The 22,391-nt window shown below is 43.4% G+C and carries 19 protein-coding genes and 1 tRNA gene; 14 read left to right on the top strand and 6 right to left on the bottom strand.

The window, feature by feature from the left end; translation table 11 throughout:
• Nucleotides 1–116 precede the first annotated feature (116 nt).
• From IOD06_RS07985 to IOD06_RS08025, 9 genes are all read left to right on the top strand, one after another.
• Nucleotides 117–1,247: an FAD:protein FMN transferase gene (locus IOD06_RS07985; protein WP_194620458.1), complete on the top strand. Its 1,131-nt coding sequence runs from the start codon at nucleotides 117–119 to the stop codon at nucleotides 1,245–1,247.
• 158 nt (nucleotides 1,248–1,405) lie between these two features.
• Nucleotides 1,406–1,651: a (Na+)-NQR maturation NqrM gene (gene nqrM, locus IOD06_RS07990; protein WP_010197291.1), complete on the top strand. Its 246-nt coding sequence runs from the start codon at nucleotides 1,406–1,408 to the stop codon at nucleotides 1,649–1,651.
• Nucleotides 1,652–2,216: 565 nt separating this feature from the next.
• Nucleotides 2,217–3,449: a CynX/NimT family MFS transporter gene (locus IOD06_RS07995; protein WP_194620460.1), complete on the top strand. Its 1,233-nt coding sequence runs from the start codon at nucleotides 2,217–2,219 to the stop codon at nucleotides 3,447–3,449.
• A gap of 200 nt (nucleotides 3,450–3,649) precedes the next feature.
• Nucleotides 3,650–4,498 (top strand): arylesterase, encoded by an 849-nt coding sequence (locus tag IOD06_RS08000; protein WP_194620847.1) that lies wholly within the window; start codon nucleotides 3,650–3,652, stop codon nucleotides 4,496–4,498.
• A gap of 181 nt (nucleotides 4,499–4,679) precedes the next feature.
• The gene (locus IOD06_RS08005; protein WP_194620848.1) at nucleotides 4,680–5,381 is read left to right on the top strand and encodes an ABC transporter ATP-binding protein; all 702 of its coding nucleotides are present in this window, start codon (nucleotides 4,680–4,682) and stop codon (nucleotides 5,379–5,381) included.
• A 19-nt stretch (nucleotides 5,382–5,400) separates the two neighbouring features.
• A complete protein-coding gene (locus IOD06_RS08010; RefSeq protein WP_194620462.1) occupies nucleotides 5,401–8,043 on the top strand; it encodes an ABC transporter permease in 2,643 nt (880 codons plus the stop codon).
• Between the two features lie 755 nt (nucleotides 8,044–8,798).
• Nucleotides 8,799–9,017 (top strand): hypothetical protein, encoded by a 219-nt coding sequence (locus tag IOD06_RS08015; RefSeq protein WP_194620465.1) that lies wholly within the window; start codon nucleotides 8,799–8,801, stop codon nucleotides 9,015–9,017.
• A 26-nt stretch (nucleotides 9,018–9,043) separates the two neighbouring features.
• Nucleotides 9,044–9,997, top strand: coding sequence for a hypothetical protein (locus IOD06_RS08020; protein WP_194620467.1), 954 nt, complete (start codon nucleotides 9,044–9,046; stop codon nucleotides 9,995–9,997).
• A gap of 261 nt (nucleotides 9,998–10,258) precedes the next feature.
• Nucleotides 10,259–11,587 (top strand): valine--pyruvate transaminase, encoded by a 1,329-nt coding sequence (locus IOD06_RS08025; RefSeq protein WP_194620469.1) that lies wholly within the window; start codon nucleotides 10,259–10,261, stop codon nucleotides 11,585–11,587.
• 103 nt (nucleotides 11,588–11,690) lie between these two features.
• On the opposite strand, the gene hchA is transcribed toward IOD06_RS08025, so the two are convergent.
• From hchA to hisB, 4 genes are all read right to left on the bottom strand, one after another.
• Nucleotides 11,691–12,593, bottom strand: a complete 903-nt coding sequence (gene hchA, locus IOD06_RS08030) for a glyoxalase III HchA (protein ID WP_194620470.1) — start codon at nucleotides 12,591–12,593, stop codon at nucleotides 11,691–11,693.
• Between the two features lie 374 nt (nucleotides 12,594–12,967).
• Complete coding sequence (locus IOD06_RS08035; RefSeq protein ID WP_194620471.1) at nucleotides 12,968–13,357, bottom strand: hypothetical protein; 390 nt, start codon at nucleotides 13,355–13,357, stop codon at nucleotides 12,968–12,970.
• A 201-nt stretch (nucleotides 13,358–13,558) separates the two neighbouring features.
• A complete protein-coding gene (gene hisH, locus IOD06_RS08040; RefSeq protein ID WP_194620472.1) occupies nucleotides 13,559–14,203 on the bottom strand; it encodes an imidazole glycerol phosphate synthase subunit HisH in 645 nt (214 codons plus the stop codon).
• Entirely contained in the window at nucleotides 14,203–14,868 is a 666-nt protein-coding gene (gene hisB / locus IOD06_RS08045) for an imidazoleglycerol-phosphate dehydratase HisB (RefSeq protein WP_227669965.1), read from the bottom strand. The genes hisH and hisB overlap by 1 nt, the downstream gene beginning before the upstream one ends.
• A 386-nt stretch (nucleotides 14,869–15,254) precedes the next feature.
• On the opposite strand from hisB, the gene IOD06_RS08050 reads away from it, so the two are divergent.
• Together IOD06_RS08050 and IOD06_RS08055 are read left to right on the top strand one after the other, a co-directional pair.
• A complete protein-coding gene (locus tag IOD06_RS08050; RefSeq protein ID WP_194620473.1) occupies nucleotides 15,255–15,677 on the top strand; it encodes a hypothetical protein in 423 nt (140 codons plus the stop codon).
• A gap of 122 nt (nucleotides 15,678–15,799) precedes the next feature.
• A tRNA-Phe gene (locus IOD06_RS08055) sits at nucleotides 15,800–15,875 on the top strand.
• A 99-nt stretch (nucleotides 15,876–15,974) separates the two neighbouring features.
• On the opposite strand, the gene IOD06_RS08060 is transcribed toward IOD06_RS08055, so the two are convergent.
• Nucleotides 15,975–16,340 (bottom strand): hypothetical protein, encoded by a 366-nt coding sequence (locus tag IOD06_RS08060; protein WP_194620474.1) that lies wholly within the window; start codon nucleotides 16,338–16,340, stop codon nucleotides 15,975–15,977.
• A 179-nt stretch (nucleotides 16,341–16,519) separates the two neighbouring features.
• Here IOD06_RS08060 and IOD06_RS08065 point away from each other — a divergent pair, with 179 nt between their 5' ends.
• Together IOD06_RS08065 and IOD06_RS08070 are read left to right on the top strand one after the other, a co-directional pair.
• Entirely contained in the window at nucleotides 16,520–17,020 is a 501-nt protein-coding gene (locus IOD06_RS08065; RefSeq protein WP_194620475.1) for a DUF4385 domain-containing protein, read from the top strand.
• Between the two features lie 127 nt (nucleotides 17,021–17,147).
• Nucleotides 17,148–17,825 carry a phosphoglycolate phosphatase gene (locus IOD06_RS08070; RefSeq protein ID WP_194620477.1) on the top strand — a complete coding sequence of 226 codons (678 nt, stop codon included), beginning with the start codon at nucleotides 17,148–17,150 and terminating at the stop codon, nucleotides 17,823–17,825.
• Nucleotides 17,826–17,852: 27 nt separating this feature from the next.
• On the opposite strand, the gene IOD06_RS08075 is transcribed toward IOD06_RS08070, so the two are convergent.
• Nucleotides 17,853–19,430 carry a YifB family Mg chelatase-like AAA ATPase gene (locus tag IOD06_RS08075; protein ID WP_194620479.1) on the bottom strand — a complete coding sequence of 526 codons (1,578 nt, stop codon included), beginning with the start codon at nucleotides 19,428–19,430 and terminating at the stop codon, nucleotides 17,853–17,855.
• Nucleotides 19,431–19,804: 374 nt separating this feature from the next.
• Between IOD06_RS08075 and IOD06_RS08080 the strand changes: the two genes are divergently transcribed.
• A complete protein-coding gene (locus IOD06_RS08080; protein WP_194620481.1) occupies nucleotides 19,805–22,258 on the top strand; it encodes a penicillin acylase family protein in 2,454 nt (817 codons plus the stop codon).
• Nucleotides 22,259–22,391 lie beyond the last annotated feature (133 nt).

Here is a 22,391-nt window from a genome sequence, read left to right on the forward strand (position 1 = left end):
AACCGAACGAATTGTCATTGAATAGTGCCTTCATTGGTATTTTTGGGCTTAAGGGGTGTAAAATAAGCATGGCTTGTTTTACACCCTACTCATTTTTGCGCCATACCGAAAATATTATGAATAATACCGAATACAGCTTATCTTCCAAAAAAACTATGAATCTTGCCCTATTTGGCATCATTGGTCTTATCGGCACTTTAAGTATTAGTGCCTGCCAGCAAACACCAGACTATAATTATCTGAGTGGTGAGACGATGGGTACGAGCTACCATATTAGCTATCAGTTGCCCGATGATGCAGATGAAGCCGACATACAAGCAGCGATTGATAAGCGTTTGCAGCAGATTAATGACAGTATGTCGACTTACCAGAGTGATTCAACGATATCCAAGTTTAATCAATTGGGTAGAGATATCCCTATTATTATCGACGCTGATTTTAGTCGCGTGCTCAATGTCTCACGTGTCGTTTATGAACAATCTGGCGGTGCTTTTGATCCTACTGTCATGCCATTGGTCGATACGTGGGGATTCGGCAGCACTATGACCGTCGAGCGTCTACAAAGCCCGCCAACAGCACTTGAGATTGCCCAAGCAAAAGCATTGGTAGACTTTGAAAGCATCATAAAAGAAGACAAATCGATCTATAAAAGCAAAGATGGTGTTGGTCTAGATTTTTCTGCCGTTGCCAAGGGTTATGGGGTCGATGTCATCGCTGATGTGCTTAGAGACGATTATCAGATTCGTAACTATATGGTTGAGATCGGCGGCGAAATTGCGACCTCTGGCGTGAATAACCAGCAACAACCGTGGCAAATTGCGATTGATGCTCCTATTGAAGGCAGCACCGTCAGCGAACGCCAAACGATATCCGCCATTCGTCAACCCATAAACACTACCACTCAAATGCATCTAGCGACTTCAGGAAACTATCGCAACTCAATCGTCTTTGATGGTAAGCACTATAGTCACACGATCGACCCCACCACTGGCGAGCCTATCGTGGGTGGCGCTCCTTCGGTTACGGTTGCTGCAGACTCGGTCGCATTGGCAGATGCATGGGCAACAGCACTGACTGCCATGCCTTATAAAAAGGCACTGAAAGTCGCTAACGAACAAAATCTAGCCGCACTGTTTGTTATATTAGCTGATGGTATCAAACCCAGTGATTCTTTGGACAGTATTGATGATTGGCAAATAGTACAGACATCGGCAATGAAAAACTTGCGAGCAGATAAACAACCGTAAATTTCTAGGGCGTGTCCTCATTTTTTAAATGAGGACACGCCCTAGTGTGATGCTGTAAAGCACACCATAAGCATCAACGAGCGGCGTAAAAATTTGCTATACTGTTAATAGGTTATCCCTATGGATAACTGCCCCATTTTTAAAACGAGGTCTCCTCTATGCTTAGCCAATTGCTTCCCATGCTTGCTATTACCTTTACCGTATTCGTCCTGTTCTTTCTGTTTATGGGCATCGGTTATATGGTCAAAAAAAAGCCGCTTAGAGGATCTTGCGGCGGTGTTGCTAAACTGATGGGTGATGAAAATTGCTCGTTTTGTGGCAATGATCCCAATAAATGCGACTCAATCATCGCAGAGCACCAAGAAAATGCGCTCAGAGCGGCTCAATTAGGCAAATCAGTCTAACAGCCATAGTTGTTACCATACGCTGGTAGTATTTGTGTCGCCTCTATTCTTATAATAGCGTCAAGTCCTTTAAAAGCGACTTGGCGCTATTTTTATTGTGCGATGAAATTTTTTATTATCGCCATCCCTTATTATCACTGTTCTAAAGTAGTAACTCGAAATAACGCTTCAAAACAATGTCTCAAATAAAGTTTCGAAGCAACTATACATACAACTTATTAACCTGCCTGCCGATTTAGCAAAGTCAGTCTAGAAAACTCGTATGGTTTACGCTCTATAGTCGATACTAAATAAAATGGGTACATGACATTATGATGCGTGACTGGCACAAACTTTTCTTGCTTTCTGTGCCTACGCAGACAGAGGCTACGAAAAATTTATACCAGTCACGCTGTCTCTTTTTTATATTGACCTGACTATACAACGATCTCTCATTCTGATTTATGCTGTCGATTGCCGTCTAGGTACGTGTCTGGATAAATGCTCTTTGGTGTTATTTTACAAGCGACGATGTTTCGGCGCTGTTTTATAACGTGTTCTTTTTCATTGTCATCGTTGTGCTGCTATGTCTACCTCATCCAATCTATCCTCTTCATCCAACCTACCCTCGTCACGCTTCACTTTTTGGCTCGTCTTATGCGCCATGATTTTGCTCGCCACCAATATGCGTGCACCGATCGTTGCTCTTGGCTCTATTGCGCCAGTGGTGCAAGAAGCGCTCAATATTTCTGAGACGCAGATTGGTTGGCTAGGGGCAGTGCCCATGCTGAGCTTTGCGGTGGGCGCACTGATCGCACCATCCATTGGTAAGCGATTTGGGCTTGAGAATACGCTCATTGCGATGATTGGATTATTAACGGTAGGGATGATTGTCCGTACCGTTATCCCGACTTGGTCTGGGTTTTTAATTGGTACATTATTGCTGACCTTGGCTATCGGTTTTGCGAATACTTTGGCGGCTCCTGTTATTAAACAGCGCACACCCAAGCATATTCCATTGATAACAGGACTATTTAGTCTAACGATGACAGTAACGGCGGGCATCGTCGCAGGAGTGGTACTGCCATTATCTGAGCAAGTGGGCTGGCAATGGGCACTGGGTGGATGGTCGCTATTGGGTATTTTTGCCATCGTTATTTGGATATTTTTACGCTTGCGTCTAGGCTCGTCTAGTCATCAAACGGTTGTGCTACCTACGTCCGAGTATTCAGAAATATCCATGTGGCGCACCCCTTTTGCTTGGCAGAGTGCGGTCTTTATGGGGCTGCAATCACTATTATTTTACACCGTTGCCAGTTTCTTGCCGTCTATTTGGGTGAGTAAAGGGCTATCCGCAGTCCAAGCAGGACAAATGGCTTCGGTGTTCCAGTTTATGGCACCGATCGCCATCTTGAGCCTAACATGGCTAGTAAACCGTGGTCGCCCTATTCAGGCACTGGCGGTGTTTGCAGCGGTGTTAAATGTCATTGGTATTTTAGGCATTAGTTATTTATCTACTGAACTCGCTTGGCTGTGGTCAGGCCTGATGGGCATTGGCTGCTCCGCTATTTTTACGTTGAGTATGATGCTGTTCTCGTTACGTACTTATACGACCAACCAATCTAGTGAGCTGTCTGGTATGGCGCAATTCGTCGGTTATTTGATTGCGTTTTTTGGTCCACTAGGGACAGGCTGGCTACATGAGGCGACTGGCAGCTGGGATTTGCCGCTATTTATCATGCTCATTTTGATGATTATCAACGTTGTGATTGCTTGGCTGGTGAGTCGCCCAGCGATGGTTGATGGCAAGAAACTTTAAGATAGAATGAATCTATAGTCAGAGTACTTTTAAACCGATACGGTGTTACCCGGCCTAGATGTACTCAGTGTACTATCTGCGGTCGGTCGCCTTGTAGCGCTTCTAAAATTCCTTGACTATACTTGCCGTAACTTTAAGCTAATATTGATTATCTTCTTATTTTGCTACACTGGTTCGATTGATTAAGAGATGTATCTATGATGAAAAATAACAACTTCGACCTACTTAAACGACCTGTTTATAGCACAACTATTTACAAGATGAGTATCGGTATATTGACAGTAGGCTTGATGCTAAGTGGCTGTCAAAAATCTCCTGACACAGAAACGACTAACGAGCCACAAACCACTGAAACGGCAACTATAAATGCGCCTGTAGCGGTTGAAGAAACCACAAGTGCTAGTGCTGCCGCACAACAAGTCAATTCGTCCTCACTGACTATTTTAGCCCTTGGCGACTCCCTGACAGAAGGTCTTGGGGTGGACAAAAATGACAACTACCCTGCTCAGTTAGAAGATCGTCTGCAAGCGATGGGTTACGATAACGCTAAAGTTATCAATTCAGGCTTGAGCGGTGAAACCAGTACAGGGTTGGTCAATCGTTTAGACTGGGTATCGCAAACTAAACCCGATATTACGATATTGACCATCGGTGCTAACGACGCCATACGTGGTATCGATGTGGCGACAATTGAAGCCAACATTCGTACTGCGGTTAAGCACTTACAAGACAATGGCAGTGTCGTCATCTTGGGCGGCATGTCGATCTATGACAACCTAGGCAGTGACTACGTTGCCTCGTTTTCAGCCATTTATCCTCGTATTGCTAAAGATATGAACCTGACGCTTATTCCGTTCTTTTTAGAGGGTGTCGGCGGTGATCCTGAGCTCAATCAAGCAGATGCGATTCATCCGACTAAAGATGGCTACAAAATTATCGTCAATGACAATATTTTGCCTATCTTAGCGCCCAAACTGGAAGCACTAAAAACAGCCAATGCAGACAGTACAACTGAGACGGTTCAAAACGATATAGTCGATACGAAATAAAATAGATATACGACATTATGAGGCGTGACTGGTACAAATTTTTCTTGCTTGCTGTGCAGACAGAGGCGACAAAAAATTTATATCAGTCACGCTGACTCTTTTCATATTGACCTGACTTATGACAAAAAATACGACAAATGAGACTACTTAACGAGACACTGTAATGACATCATCACCTTCGATGGCCGCATCAATGCCACAAGCAGATTCTAAAAAAGAAGCCCTACTCACCGCTAATAAACTCAATAAAACCGTGCAAGTCGGTGAGCAAAAGCTGTCCATCATTAAAGACGTAGATATGTATGTCAATGCGGGCGAGTTTGTGGTCATCATGGGCAAATCAGGCTCGGGTAAATCTACTCTGCTAGGGTTACTCGCAGCATTAGACTATCCCGATAGCGGTACGGTGTCGCTGGCAGGTCAAATGCTCAGTAGCCTCGATGAAGATGCACTGGCGGTCATTCGTCAGCAGGATATGGGCTTTGTCTTTCAGTCGTTTCACCTACTGCCCACACTGACCGTCGCCGAAAACATCGCCTTTCCACTCGATATTGCCAGGCGTCCAAATCAAGCGAGAGTAGATGAGCTCATTGACGCGGTCGACTTAGGTCATAGACGTAACAGCTTACCCAACCAATTATCAGGCGGTGAACAGCAACGTACAGCAGTGGCACGAGCACTGGTATCACACCCAAAGATTGTGTTTGCGGATGAACCTACAGGTAACTTAGATGAGCAAAATGCCGATCAAGTTATGCAACTGTTATTGGACTTAAGACAGCAAGTCGGTTCGGCACTGGTGGTCGTGACTCATGATCCTGCGCTTGCTGAGATGGCAGATCGCGTCATCACCATGCATGACGGCCGCATTGTACCTACATGAATAACTGGATTGTATCTTAATGAATAGTAAGCCCACAGACAATAAATCGACTGATACAAAAAAAACTGATACCAGTATGCGTCAAGAGTCCAGTTATCCTAGCGGCATCCTTAATCAATTATTTGCCCGTACCTTAGGTTTTCAAACACTAGGCTCACAAGCACTCAGCCGCAGTTGGTGGCAACGCTGGGTATATCCCGTGTTGTTTCTACTGACGCTAACTCTATCGCTTGCGACCTACCTGACCCTCGACTCTGTACAGCAGTCTGTCGATAGCTATATCAATGACAATCAGCGCGCGCTCGTTGGTGGGGATCTAATCCTAAACAGTAAGCAAGACTGGCCAAGCGAGGTGTTGACGCAGGTAGAAACTATCGCTGATACACAGACGGTGTATGACTATCAGTTTAGCGCCATGCTGGTCAATGATGAGCAAACCTTGCTTGCCAGCGTCAAAGCCGTCTCGCCATCGTATCCCTTATATGGTACAGCGGAGCTTGCCTCAGGAAAACCGCTGCGGGAGCAGCTAACATCTGACAGTGTCATCGTCGCGCCAGAAGTGCTTAGTAGTTTACAGGCCGATGTCGGCGACCGTATCACCATTGGCGATGCGCAATTCACGATCGGTGATGTACTGACAAAAGAACCTGATAGACCGCTGACCACATTTGGGTTCGGTGGTCGTGTCTTAATGCATCAAGACTCGCTTGCAGCAACCAACCTATTGGGTCAACGCAGCCGCATAAACTACCGCATTGAGATGGCAGGCGATCCAGAGCTAATAACCACACAGCGTGACAAGCTCACAGATATCCTGACCAATTACCCTGATATCGAGCTCTCTGACGCAGAGTCTGCAGATACTTCGGTCTCGCGTATCTCTGACAATGTCCTAATGTTTTTAAAACTGCTAGTCATCGCGGTGTTGCTATTATCTGCGGTTGCGATGTATGGCGTCATTAGCGCGTTTGTCAGCAAGCAGCAGTCTAATAATGCCATTCGTTTGGCGCTCGGCGAACCGCTTGGTTCACTCAAACGTAGCTACTATCAATTGCTCATCATCACGACCGCCATCGCTTGTATCGCAGCGATTGCGCTTAGTTTGGGCTTACTCAAAATCGGTCAACCGTATATGGTGGCTATCTTGCCTGCTGACGTTGGCCTAGCCATCAATCCAATCAGCGCCATCAAGACCATTGTGATTGCCTTAGTCCTGACGCTACTGATCGCTCAGCGTGGTTTGAGTACGCTGAGCACCACCAAGCCCGCGACCCTCCTGAGTCAAGGTGCGAGCACGCAAACGCAAAATCTGCCTTGGTATCGACGCGTGCCATTACTATGGTATGGGCTAATGCTGGCAGGGCTATATGCCTTCTTTGCTTATGAAGTTGGCTCACTGTCATTAGGGGCGCAATTATTGGGCGGCTTGATTGCTCTAGTGGCGATATTTTGGCTATTGGCTCGTGGGTGGCTGTGGTTACTTGCCAAGGTAGCGACGAAAACCAAGATCAGTTGGATGCAGCGTATCGCTATCCATAACCTTGCGCGTAAAGGCAACCAATCAGCGTTGTTCTTTGTCACCTTATCACTATCGGTGGCAGTGCTGACGCTTATCACGACGCTCAATCACAGTATCAATGCGCAGTTTATCAATGCCTATCCTGAAGACGCGCCTAACTTATTTTTGCTCGATGTGCAGAGCGATCAACACGACGATATTGATACGATCATTGAGGCGCCCGTCACTTATTATCCGGTCATTCGTGCGCGTGTGGAGACGGCCAATGAGGTGGTGGCAAAAGATATCGTGCCTGCAGATGGGTTTGATGACCCCACGCGTGTCTTTAACTTGAGCTACGCAGATACGGTCATGGAGACCGAATACATCACTGAATCGCTCACAGACGACGCGTTATACACCCCTATCGATGCGACAGATGAACAGGTCAAATCCTTGTCTATCTTAGATACTGCCGCCAGTATGCTCAATGTCGGAATGGGCGATCAGGTGCGCTTTAACATTCAGGGTATCGAGATCGTCGGGCAAATCACCAGTATTCGTACGCGCTATGAGCGTGGCCCAAGCCCGTATTTCTATTTCTTGTTTGAGCCGTCCGTGCTATCGGCTGCACCGCAGATTCAGTTTGCTACTGCGCACGTACCAGAAGATGCAATTCCAGAACTACAAGGCAAACTGGTACGCGAGTTCCCTGCTGTCACCACGATCGATGGCACTGCTATCGCGAAGCAAATCCAAGAGCTGGTGGTACAAATGAGCCGCTTGGTCTATGTGTTCACCTTGCTTGCCCTGCTCACTGGGGTCATGGTGCTGATCAGCTCGCTACTGTCTACTTCGCAAGATCGTATGAAAGACAGCGCTTCATTTAGACTGCTCGGTATGCAAAAGCGCGATCTATATATGCTCAATATTTTAGAGCTAGGTGTGCTTGGTATTAGTGCAGCGACCTTTGCCGTTGTCATCGCTAGCGTTGGCGCGTGGGCTGCTATCACGCAGTGGTTTAATCTACAATTTAGTGTGCCGTGGACGAGTTTGGCTATTGGCGGTGCAGCATTAATCGTATTGCTGTTTGCTATTGCTATTATTTATGTGAGACTGGTGATTGGACGTGGGATTATGGCAAGGGTAAGGGCGATGGTTTAGGCGTATTCAATTTTGGCTTTAAAAAAAGAACCCCTTAATAGGGGTTCTTTTGTTCGCTGTTATTCGCCATTATGAGTAAGGATTTAGTTACAGTATGATATTTCTCATACTAACATAGGCACTTCAAAAACCATTCATTCCTAGCAGCGTTTATAATCATATTCAAATTTACATTTTTACAAAAATTAACAATTTTTTCCGTATTGTCTACCGCTCAATCGGGTAGAATAAATGCTTGCATTTATTCTACCCGATTGAGCGGTAGACATACTTTCTTTTTGCCGATTCGTAAATAATTACCTTTTATATCAGTAACTTACGATGATCTCTATTATCTAATTTGGCATGCAATGCGTAATTTTGATTTTCTCATACTTACCGTTAAAGAATACGGTTGTTATATTCCCTTGTATATGATATACATACTACGAATACTGAATCAGAATTTCAAACTTTGTTTTAATAAATAATCATATCTTATTTTTTAGCGTAGTAGTGATTCGAAATATATTACGAGTATTAGTTAATATAACTTGTGACACAAATCAAGGATTGTTAAAAATCCTGAGTAATTTTCTTAGCTTTTCTTTACTTCAAACTTTATCACAGTGCTCACTTATAATATTTTTATTTAAAATTATTATATAAAATTTTCAAATAGTGTATAATACGCCCCATTTTGTGCATCTCCATCCAAACACAGACTTTTGTTTTGTATCATACTTTACCGTGAGTTCTAAATAGGACTATCAAACATGAAAAATCTCACTAGTGAAAAACTAGAACGCCTTTATGTTAAGGCGTTAGAACGTAACATCGATTATTTGGTGCAAGATACGGTGGATGGAGTATTATCGAAGAATACTAAATTCAATAATACACGAGGTAATGTTCATGGAAGAATGAACGGTGTTATTACTAAAAAACGTCATGACTCAATGCTTAAAGAAACGTACAATCAAGTATTTGCTTAGAAGTTAACTTAGTACGGAGCTAGGCAGTGAGTTCAGATAACAACGATCCTTTAGAAAGTACAACACTAAATGCATTAAAAAAACAATATAGTTTTTTAGAAGCTCAAAACTCTAATCTTGTTGAAGTAGAACAACAGAGAAGATTACAAACTAGTTCAGATTACCTAGAAAGCGCTACAAGTCAATTACCTCCTCTTTCTGATCTAATGAAGGGTGCCCAAGCTTCTAATTTACATATTGATGAAAAATATGATCATCTGTTAGCACTTTTAATCCACTTATCAAATCATAGTATGAAAGCTTATAAACAAGTTCAGAATGTTATAGGCGAAGTCGATGATAAGATAAATAGTGAATTCTGTTATTTAGCTAGAGCTGAAACCTCAATTATCTACGCAGTGCTAACTAAAAAATATGATACTGATTTTGAGTTAGCTCTTATTGATGCTATTACTTCTACAAGACACATAATTAATGATTGTCTTGACATAATCGCTATACATGCAAATAAGTGTTATTTATCTATATTAGATAGATATGATACGATCAAAATTACTCCTCACTACAAAAACTTTGACAACATACAACCTTTGATTAGAGAGGCTTTAGAACTAGCTGCTACTACTAGATTTACTAGAGGGACTAGTAGAATTCAGGAATATTTAAAGTTTATTGAAGACGGAGATAAGTTGCCTCAATTGATTGATTTTTGTGAGGTATGTCCTGATTTAATGTATAATTTAAACCAAATTTTTCAGGATAAGTTTGATAGTGATCAGCTTATTGAACTTCGAAGTCAAACTCTTGAGAAAAAATTGAAAGAAATTGATAGTGAGAGGAGTGCTGATTCAAGGCATAAAGAGACTATCTTAAATAATAAAATTAATGCTGATAAACAAAGAAATACTTATATTATTATGTCTGTTTTAGGTCTTATAGTAGTATTACTAGGAATAATCTTGCGAGTGGTATTAATTTAGAAAGCATACAAGGGTGTTTTGTGTCTTAGTTTCAATCTCTACGAGAATTACACAGTTTTAACCCTGCCCACACCTTGAACAAAACCAAAACGCCTTCTACTCACCTAGAAGGCGTTTTTTTGCTTCATAAGCTGTATAGACATATAAGTCAATATCTACCCCACACTTTGCTTATTTTATAGCCCTCATTTGCTATACTAGCCTAACTTTTATCAAGCAAATTCCTTCTTATCAAACCCTCCAAAACAGCATGGTAGTCTTATGAAATTCTCAAAGTTCGGTCAAAAATTTACCCAGCCCACTGGCATCTCACAATTGATGGATGATCTAGGCGATGCGCTAAAAAGCGATCAGCCAGTCAACATGCTGGGTGGTGGTAACCCTGCCAAAATTGATGCCGTCAATGAGTTGTTTCTGGAGACTTATAAAGCGCTAGGCACTGACAACGATACAGGTGAGGCTAATAGTAGCGCTATTATCAGTATGGCGAATTACTCTAATCCGCAAGGTGATTCGGCCTTTATCGATGCCTTGGTTGGCTTCTTTAACCGTCATTACGATTGGAATCTGACCTCAGAAAACATCGCCCTGACCAATGGCTCACAGAATGCATTTTTCTATCTGTTTAATCTATTTGGCGGTGCGTTCAAAGATGAGAAGAACGAATCTATCGATAAATCTATTCTACTGCCATTGACCCCTGAGTATATCGGCTATAGCGACGTGCATGTCGAAGGTCAGCATTTCGCAGCGGTATTGCCACATATCGATGAAGTGACTCATGATGGCGAGGAAGGTTTCTTTAAATATCGTGTCGATTTTGACGCATTAGAAAACTTGCCAGCGCTAAAAGAAGGTCGTATCGGCGCGATTTGCTGCTCACGCCCGACCAACCCGACTGGCAACGTGCTGACTGATGAAGAAATGGCGCATTTGGCCGAAATTGCCAAACGTTATGACATACCGCTTATCATCGATAATGCCTACGGTATGCCCTTCCCTAACATCATTTATTCAGACGCGCATTTGACGTGGGATAACAATACGATTCTGTGCTTTAGCCTGTCGAAGATTGGTCTGCCCGGTATGCGTACCGGTATTATCGTTGCCGATGCAAAAGTAATCGAAGCCGTTAGCGCAATGAATGCGGTGGTGAATCTAGCCCCGACACGCTTTGGTGCAGCGATTGCCACGCCATTGGTAGAAAACGACCGTATCAAGCAATTAGCCGATAATGAGATTAAGCCGTTTTATCAAAAGCAGGCGACCCTTGCCGTGAAGCTGTTAAAAGAAGCATTGGGTGATTATCCGTTGATGATTCATAAGCCTGAAGGCGCGATTTTCTTATGGTTGTGGTTTAAAGATTTGCCGATTACCACGGTTGAGCTGTACGAGATTTTAAAAGAAAAAGGCACGCTCATTGTGCCGAGTCAGTATTTCTTCCCTGGTGTCGATGTCAGCGATTATCAGCATGCACATGAGTGTATTCGTATGAGTATCGCGGCGGATGAGCAGACGCTGACTGATGGTATCAAAGTGATTGGGGATGTGGTGCGTGAGTTGTATGATGAAGCTAGAAAACAAAATTAGATACTAAAATCATAAATTCAAATAGGAAAATAAAATAGTAAAACGAAAAAAAACGGACTTATTAATAGTCCGTTTTTTTATGCTATGACCGTATGAGAACAGTTTAGTTCAGCGCTTTTAACAAAGCCTTAGCACTGATCTTACCAAATTCATTAGCGGCTAATGGCCCATCACCTGAAATCAGCTTTCTATCTTGATGCGTCTGTCCTGAGGCGAGCTTATTGCCAATCGTGACACCCAAATCTTCTAACTTTTCACCGAAGTACCAAGGCATCGTACCGGGCAGATAGCCAATTTTTGGCATTTGCTTATCCATACCAGTGGGGAACGCCACCATCTTATAGCCTTTAAAGATAAAGTCGCTTTCAGACTTATCCGACCCATTAGGACTGTCGAGATTAGCGGCTAATAAAGCCGCAGGGCCATGGCAAATAGCTAAAGTAAATAAATCTCTATTATGACCCCAACGTAGCAATTCACCGAGGTTTTGGTCTTCGGGCAGACCTAACATCGCGCCATGACCACCCGGAATAAAGATTGCTGCATAATCTTCACTATCAGCCATATCGTTTTTAACAAAGTTAGCGATACTTTTTGGGTTATTCAGCGTTGATTCATATTCAGCATAGATTTTTTTGACGTCGTCATCATTGTCTGGCATTGCCCACTGTTCAACTTTCACAGACTCACCTGTAGGGGTGAAAACGTCTACCTTAAAACCTGCTTGCTTAAAATGCAGTAAAGGCACCATCATTTCAACGGGATGATTGCCGGTATCGAATTTTTTACCATTTTCCATGGTCATGTACTGCTCTTCGGTGCAGACCATTAGAATTTTTTTATCACCAGTGTACGGCGCGTCATACTCTGTATGGTCATAGTTAGTTTTACTTGGTGCGGCAAGTTTCAGTGATAATTTAGAAGGAATAAAAATCCCTGCTTCGGTTTCTTGCGCCTCTAAACCTAAAGTATCTTTGGCCTTGTCCAATAAATCTTGGATATTCATAGTTTTTCCTAGTTATTATTGATAGTCATGGATAGCTGAGTCGATAAACCTACTAGGTATATCGATGTAACTATAGTCTGAATACAAAATAACAAACTGAGAAAGGGTTAAATAGATAAGACTTTTTATATTTCGTAAGCTTTGTAAAGAGAGCGTGTTTAATCTGTCAAATTACAACCGCTGCAATAGCTACCTACTTAGGCAGAAGCTATTTTAGAAGTCATTTGTGTGGATATTCTTATAGGAGTATTGTTCTTGACGAACAAATGCAAAAGCATGGTATCGAAGCGATTGAGGGAAGTGGTACGCGAGTTGTATGATGAAGCCAGAAAATAAGCAATTATGAGCGCAAAGAGCAAAATAAAAAACGGACTCTAATAGTCCGTTTTTTGATGTCGTTTAATCATGGGTTTAACTTTACTGACTGACTGAAAATTCTTTGTCCATACGGTAAAACCATATAGTACGTAAGAGAGCAGACATGTATTGATCAAATCATGAATGCTGGCTTTAAGCTCTGCGCTGCCTATCGCTGAGAGGCCAAGCTCGGTAATCGTCTGGCGATTATCCAAATACTCACCCAATAAGGCGATAGCTGTCACCATAATTAAAGCAATAAATGCCCTAACGCTGTACCTCTTAAAAATTGGACGCATCAGGATTAAACTTAATAGATAAACGCTGATACCTACATAAATATGTAAAGCATCTTTTTCCAATCCTGTGGCATTCACGACACTATTTTTGAAGATATAAAAATCCACGATTTTATTCCGTGTATAAGAGATAGAGAATAGCTGAGTATAAATAAAAACTGATTAAGTATAAATTTAAAATAAAAAAGAGTTTGCGACAATGCAAACTCTCTTGCGTGAGGGAAAAGCAATGCTTTACTCCTTCCTCGCTCAGGTTACGCCATTGCGAACCTACCTGACTGCTAAATCAAATATTTGACGCATATTTTGCTAAATATCCCATTCTACAAAATTCTTTAACAACTGCAAGCCAGCGGTATGGCTTTTCTCTGGGTGAAATTGGGTGGCAAATAGATTGTCTTGGATGACGCTGGCACAAAAAGGCTGACCATAATCACAGACAGCAGCAACTTGAGCGCTATCGGCAGGCTCACAGTAGTAGCTATGCACAAAATAAAAGTGCGCATTGTCCTCGATACCCGTCCACAATGGATGCTCAAAATCCATACCACTAATGGTATTCCAGCCCATGTGTGGTACTTTAATCGTAGCACCTTGCTTATCTTTCCACGTAGGGTTAAAGGCTTCTACCGAGCCGTTCAAGATACTAAGACAGTCTGTACCGCCATTTTCAGATGACTGCTCAAACAATGCCTGCATGCCCACACAGATGGCCATAACGGGCTTATTAAACACTGCATGGCGTATGACGTCATCAATCCCTGCCTCGTGCATACCAGCGATACAGTCGCGCATGGCACCGACACCGGGGAAGACGATCTTGTCTGCCGCAGCGACAACTTTGGGGTCATTGGTGATAGAGACTTCTGCCCCGACCGCCGACAATGCTTTACTGGCGGAATGCAAATTACCCATACCATAGTCTAGTAGCGCTACTTTGGTTACTTTAGCCATTAAAACGCCTCTTTGGTCGATGGTAGCGTATTCAAAGCACGCTCATCATATTCACAAGCCATGCGTAGGGCGCGAGCAAAAGCCTTAAAGGTTGATTCGATTTGGTGATGGCTGTTTTTGCCTTTTAGATTGTCTAAATGCACCGTCATCCATGAGTGATTGACGAACCCATAAAAGAACTCACTGAATAAATCAACATCGAAACGACCCACGTGCGAGCGGGTAAACGGAATGTCCATATGCAAACCTGGACGACCTGATAGATCGACAACCGCACGCGTCAACGCTTCATCTAGTGGCGCATAAAAATGCCCGTAACGACGGATGCCTTTTTTGTCGCCTAATGCTTTGTTAAACGCTTGCCCAAGCGTAATACCCGTGTCTTCGACGCTATGGTGATCATCAATAAATGTATCACCGTTGCATTTGATATCTAAGTCAAATAAGCCGTGACGCTTGATTTGATCAATCATATGGTCCAAAAATGGCACACCAGTATCCACAGTGCCTTTACCTGTGCCATCAAGATTCACGGTACAAGTGATTTGCGTTTCAGCAGTGATGCGTTCAACGGTCGCGATACGTTCAGGGCGACCATGTAGATTTAGGTTTTTTGGTGCAGTTTGCTCAGGTGTGTCAGCGGTCGTCGTTGTATTGGCTGTCATGGCTACTCTCTATCAGTTTTTTATCAGTGAAAAGCGGTCAATAAATAGGGCAAAAAAGCGCCTATTACATTGTCGCTAGTACTTGAATCAGTACTAGCGAAAAATGTATTAGAAAATGATATATACAAAAGATATCAAGGCATTAGGGTTTATACGTACTAAATATTATATAGCCTCATCATAGCAAACCCTAACATTTACCGCCACGGTCAAGCGGTAAACCACGCACAAAATTACCTCATTCTGCTAAAATAGTGTATTCAGTATTATCAATCATGACTCGCACTGACTGTGAGACATCATATTCTATAGCCTACTCTCTATGGCATAGTGCTGTGTCATACTGCTACTTTATACTATAAAACCCTTTGTTTATAGGAACTGCCATGCCTTTAGAAGCGATCGCCATTAATAGCTTGGATGCCCCACTTATCAAAAAACCTGCTCGCGACAATGAGCTAGCAGAGCGCTTGCAGGCATTGTACGATAGCGATGACGCGCAGCCTGATGGTCTCGAGGTATTAAATATCGTTGAGCAGGGCTTTAAGCGTGGGCAATACCTATATGTCGGTATGTTCAATGACAAGCCTATCGCTGCCGTTGCCTGTTTTGATGATGGGCAGACCAATGCCAAGCGCTTACAGTATCTTACTGTTCATACCCAAAATCGTGGTCGTGCTATCGATGCCAAGTTTATTAAACTGGTTTATGATGCCGAAGTGAAAAAAGGCGTGCGTGAGTTTGTCCCTGCTGATGCGGATATTCACCGTATCATGAGCGAGTATGAGCTTCTGCGTGTCAAAGATTAGTTTTAGCGTTAAAAAGCGATATTTTGATAAATAAGTCATTTTTTTAATCTTTTATCGCTTATGATGCAAAAACTACTTGACAGTAACGCCTATATTTAGTTTAATAGCGCCTCAACGAAGACGGCTCGATAGCTCAGTCGGTAGAGCAACGGATTGAAAATCCGTGTGTCGGCAGTTCGAACCTGCCTCGAGCCACCATTCGTTTAAGAATTCTAAAAAGCCCCAAACAGCAATGTTTGGGGCTTTTTTTATGCCTGTCATTAATAGCATTTATTGTTTTATCAATAGCATTTGTTATTAAAGTCGCCGACGCAACAACACCTCGCAACGCTCGCGTGAATCCAAGTCATAAATGGTCGCACGGTAATCAATACCGTGACGGCCTTCAAAAAACACCACCCGATCGCCCACTGCCAAAAAACAAGACGTACGCGCATCATAGATAAAACCATCAATGACGAATGCCAAATCACGATCTATCTCGCGTACCATATAGGTCTCACCTTGCGGAATCAAACGCTCAAACCATGCGCTATGGGCGGCATTGGTGCTTAGCACACTTATGAGCAGCAGCGCTGATATCATAAAGGCACTTTTTGACGGCGTCGCAAAAGTCGCGCCAGCTAAGCTGATTTTATTTAGGATATTTTTATTAACTGTCATGACCTTAACCTACTCAGACCTGCCCAATGATTGATTCTGTTCGCTACGCTTCTTATGCTAAACACTTACTGTCACGGTTGCATAACATTTCTGTGCTGTTTTTTAGACGGCAGTGCTCAGTATACTCGATAGCAATGATAATGATAAATAAGACAGATAAATGCTAATAGGGATAAGCGATGAGAGAATTTGATTATGATTTGGATTATAAAAACCTAGACTTGCGGGCGCAGCCTGAGCTGTATCGCGTCGGTCGCGGTGAGCAAGGCGTATTATTGGTAGAGCCTTATAAGTCTGAGATACTGCCGCACTGGCGCTTTGCCACGCCTGATATTGCGACTGAAAGTAGCGAGACAATTTATCAGATGTTTTTGGATTATCTGGCAGCTGATGACTTTGTCGGTGCGGATATGGCGCGCAAATTTATTCAAATGGGTTATACCCGCGCCCGTCGCTATGCCAATCACAAAGGCGGTAAAAAATATAAAGGGCCAGTGCCCGATGATAAAAAAGGCCAAAGCGGCGCACATGGTCGCGCAGAGTTACCACGGCAAGAGGAAGACCCAATCAAAGTAGAGTCAGCGCGTATCTTTAAACAAAAATGGGATGATTGCCGCGATAATAAAGATTATCTAAGAATGAAAAAAGAGCATCGTGAACGTTACAAAGATATCGAGTGACTGCTGATGTTTATGATATTAAGAACAGTAGAACACTAAATTGACTGGTCTCAAAACACTACTGTGCTAAGGTATGGCACGATATACCAAACATAATAAATATAACGACTTCCAATAGTGAGGAACAATGGATAAGCAACTTTTGATTTTTGATTTTGATGGCACACTGATCGATAGCGTGCCAGATTTGGCTGATGCGACCAATGCGATGCTGACCACGCTTGGCAAAGAGACCTACCCTATTGAAAGCATACGTAATTGGGTCGGCAATGGCTCCAGAATGCTGGTCGAGCGCGCATTGGTGGGTAAGGTAGAGGTATTAGAAGGCGCGTTGACGGTCGAGGAAGCTGATCATGCCGAGCAGGTGTTTTTTGAGGCTTACAACAATATTAGCGGTAGCAAAACTGTTGCCTATCCAGATGTTGATAGCGGACTAAAGAAGCTACAAGCAGCAGGTTATATACTAGCGTTAGTGACCAATAAGCCCATTCGCTTTGTCCCTAAAATATTGCAATCCTTTGGCTGGCAGGATTTGTTTGCTGAAGTGCTGGGCGGTGATAGCTTGCCTGTTAAGAAACCAGACCCCGCGCCGCTATTGCATGTCTGCAATGCATTGAATATTAACCCAGCACAAGCCGTTATGATTGGTGATTCTAGAAACGATATCTTAGCCGGACAAAACGCCAATATGGATACCCTTGGTCTGTCTTATGGCTACAACTACGGGCAAGACATTCGTGAACTGAATCCTACCGAAGCATTTGATGACTTTGCCGCCTTGGTTGATTATCTTTTACAAGGGTAAATGATAAATAACTGAACATCACGCCAGCTACTTACTTCGATAGCTCAATGCCTCTGACACGTGGGCACTCGTGATATCGACACTGTCGGCAAGGTCTGCGATGGTACGAGCAACGCGCAAGACTCGATGATAGCCACGTGCCGATAGATTCAGACGTTGCTGAGCAAGTTGTAATAGCTGTTGCTCGCCCGCGCCTAACTGAATATATTTATCAATTTCACTAGGGCTAAGCTCATTATTGACCTTTTTTTGCCGCTTGAGTTGATGCTTGTGCGCGGCAGCCACTCGAATCCGCACTTGCTCGGAGGTTTCACCAGCTTGAGCATTTTGCAAGTCGGCAATCGGTAACGCGGGCACGGTAATATGCAAATCAATGCGATCGAGTAATGGGCCCGATAACTTATCTTGATAGCGCTTAATCTGCTCGGGACGACAACGACATCTTGCCGAGCCGTCACCATCATAGCCACACGGACAAGGATTCATGGCTGCCACCAATTGAAAGTTGGCTGGAAAGGTCATCTGTGAATTGGCACGGCTAATGGTAATTTGCTTCGCCTCTAATGGTTGGCGCAGTACCTCTAACACGGTACGATCAAACTCCGGTAATTCATCAAGGAATAACACGCCTTTATTGGCAAGGGTAATCTCGCCCGGTTTAGGACGTGAGCCACCACCGACCAAAGCCACCGCTGATATGGTGTGATGAACTTGCCGAAATGGCCTTGTCCCATAATCATAATCACTGTCTGCCACCGAATAAGTACTGGCAACTTCTAACGCATCCTCAGCACTCAAATCTGGCAAGATAGTCGGTAGCCGCGATGCCATCAGTGTCTTACCCGAGCCGGGAGGCCCTGTGAACAACAGCGAATGACCACCAGCGGCGGCAATCTCTAGCGCACGCCTAGCATGATGTTGGCCTTTAACATCAGCCAAATCTACTTTATAACCGGTATGTTTTTCTATCGCAGCGGGCGGTACAATCTTTAAGCGCTCGTAAGTGGCATTTGGATTGGTCAAAGATTGCAAATGATCGCAAACGGCTTTTAGACTATCCGCCGCCAATATCTCTACACCCTCGACACGGCTAGCCTCGGCACCGTTATCGATCGGGACGATTAACTGCGGCGTTTGTGGCTCTTGACCCTGCTCCGTCAATTCTAGTTCATCATTATCTGCTGTCTGTAATACTTTGGACGCCAACACTTCTGCCTTTATCGCTCGTGCTACTGCCAAGCTACCAGTGACTTGCCGTAAATTCCCATTGAGCGCTAACTCACCGATAAACTCAAACCCTGATAGTACCTCTGGATCTAACTGATCGCTGGCTGCCAAGATGCCAATGGCAATGGGCAAATCTAGCCGCGCGCCATCTTTTGGCAAATCTGCTGGCGCTAAATTAATCGTCAGGCGACGATTGGGGAACTGAAAGCCAGAATTCAGAATGGCTGAGCGCACGCGGTCTTTACTCTCGCGCACAGCAGCTTCTGGTAGACCGACGATGGTCAATGCTGGCAAGCCTTGCGATAAATGCACCTCAATAATGACCTTGGGTGCATGCAAACCGACGACTGAACGGGTATAGACTTGAGCAAACGACATCAGCGTTTCCTAATAAAGGGAGCTTTTGATCATAAAGTATTATGTATCAGTGCGCAAATGTCGTGTATTTTATAATAAAAATGGTTTAGCTACTGTTAAACCTCACTTTCTCAACATTTTAACGAACCATTATCTATGGGTTTTTTGAATGCCGAGCTATGATTTCAAAGAATAAAAAGCGCTCCTACCTTTTATTTTTATAAGAAAAATAATTTTATTAAATTACTGGTAAAGTTATTTCTTTTAGGTATATGATTGGTGAGTGTTTGTACACTGAAAGCAACAATAGCAATTTATTGACTATTTAGAGCGCGACAGATAAGAGGATTATCAGTGCTTTAAATCGTAAAAATTAACCATGGATGGTAAATACAATGAATATATTGATTAAAAATCGGCGAGTGCCCACGCTCACCTTACTCACAATGGCTGTTTCTTTAGCATTATTCGGCTGTTCTGATAGTGATAATAGCTTTAACGATGACGATACTGATACCCCTACCCCTGCATCGACGTATGAAGCTGACATTCAACGTACCGAGTTTGGTATACCTCATATTACCGCAAAGGATTATAAAGGGCTGGGCTACGGTGTCGGCTATGCGTTTGCTGAAGATAACTTCTGCTCACTAGCGAAAGAAGTTGTCGTCGCTAGCGGTCAGAGCATGCTGTATCTAGGCGATGAAGGTAATGTTGATAGCGATGTATTTTATACTTGGTACAACTCTCCAGAGAGAAAAGCTGAATTCTTAGCGGCTCAAGACCCTGAAACTATCGATGCGGTCACAGGCTATGCAGCAGGCTTTAGCCGTTATCTGCGAGATAAAGGTGTGGCGAATATTGATCCTGCTTGTGCTAACGCTGAGTGGGTTCGAGAGATTACTATTGATGACCTACTGACAGTTTATGGTAAAGCCAATCTACGCGGTGGGCTCTCTAACTTTGTCAGCCGTATTGTAGCGGCAGCTCCTCCTGCAACTACTGGCATTCAAGGTAGCTCTAGAATGAGTAGCGTCGAGCCTACAGTAGAGTCAGATGAAGAGTTTGACATGACGACTATCAATGTACTGAATGGCGGTAGTAACGCTTATGCCTTTGGTAGTGAGGTGACAGGGACAGATAGTGGTGTCCTATATGGTAACCCACATGAGCCATGGAACGGTGTCCAGCGTTTTTATGAGTTTCATACAACGATACCAGGTGAGCTTGACGTAATGGGCGCCGCCCAACAAGGTCAACCTTTTATCAATATTGGCTTTAATAAAGACGTGGCTTGGAGTCATACCGTATCAACTGCCAAACGCTTTACGCTTTACCAGCTTAATCTAGTAGATGGCAACCCTTTGAAATACAAATACACAAATAGCGCGGGTGTGGTTGAGGAACGTGATATCGAAAAAGTCGATGTGACGGTTCAATTGCCAGACAATCAAACGTTGGTTCAACCTATCTATTTGTCTCAATATGGGCCTATGCTCGCGGCTAACTTGCTCAATGGTCTTTTGCCAACGTGGGGTGCAAACAATCTGGCTTATACGATTCGTGATGCGGCCTCTGAAAATCCAAGAGCACTTAATCAGTGGCGCAGTATGAACATGGCCACTAGCGTTGAGGATCTCGTCGATAGAATGCAAACTACTTTAGGCCTCGGCTTTGTTAATACCATCGCCACCGATCGTAATGGCAAGGCGCTCTATGCTGATATCTCGACCGTGCCTAATGTCACTAGAGAAAAGCTAGAAAGTTGTGGCACTAATGCGGGGATTTTCCTGAATGCTCTGATTGCAGCTGATTTGCCTGCACTAGATGGCAGTAAAGCTGCCTGTGAATGGGGCAATGATGCCGACTCACCACAAGCTGGTATTTTTGGCGGTTCAAACTTACCATTCTTAATTCGTGATGACTACGCTCTAAACTCAAATGACTCTTATTGGTTTAGTAATGCAGAACAGCCGTTGACAGGTTTTTCACCGTTATTGAGACGTGGGTTGTTACCGCTTTCTGAAGATGCCGCGCCATTATCTCCACGTACTCGTATGGCCTTTACTCAAATATTTGATCGATTAAGCAATAAAGATGGTTTAGGCGGAAATACCTTTAACCTTGATAATATGCAACAAGTCGTCTACGGAAATCGCAGTTATGGCGCTGAATTAGTGCTTGATGATATTTTGGCAGATTGCCAAGCTAATCCGACATTACCTTTGACTGACGGTGGTACTATCGATGCCACTCAAGCTTGTACTGTCTTGAGTAACTGGGATCGTCGTAACAATCTTGATAGTAAAGGTGCTCATGTCTTTAGAAAATTCTGGACCAATTTTGGGTTTAGTAGTTATGCAGGATTTAGTGTTCCATTCGATAAGGCTGACCCTGTTAACACGCCTCGTGACTTAATCATCAATGATAAAACACGTAAAGCTTTGGGCGACTCTATTAGCTATTACAATAGTAAAAATATTGCGCTTGACGCACCGTTAGGTAGCTTACAATTCGTTATTGATGCGGACAGAAACGGTGAAAAAATCCCTATGCATGGTGGCTTCGGTGGTGAAGGCATCTTCAACGTTGCCAGCTCAAGTCAAAACAGCGATGGCACTTATGGTCCAATTACCAATGGTCCAACTTATATGCAATCGGTAACGTTTGATAGCAAAGGTCCGGTCGTGGAAGCGCTGTTAGCTTTCTCGCAAGCTGGTGATACCACACGTCCTTTCCATCGTGATCAAACCCGTCGTTATGCAGACAAAGACTGGATACGTCTGCCTTTTAGTGCTGGTGAAGTATCTAAACAAGCAGTTGGTGCTAAAGTTGAGTTAAGAGAATAAAATTCTTCGTTATTTTAATATAAGCAAAAGCCCTCAGATAGACTCTGGGGGTTTTTCTATTTTTAAAACAAAGTAAATCCATAGGCTAAGAGAACTTGCCAATCACCCTATTATAAGCAAGGATTTGCTATAC

Origin of the sequence: Psychrobacter sp. N25K4-3-2, assembly GCF_015351755.1 — a bacterium.
GTDB lineage: Bacteria > Pseudomonadota > Gammaproteobacteria > Pseudomonadales > Moraxellaceae > Psychrobacter > Psychrobacter glaciei.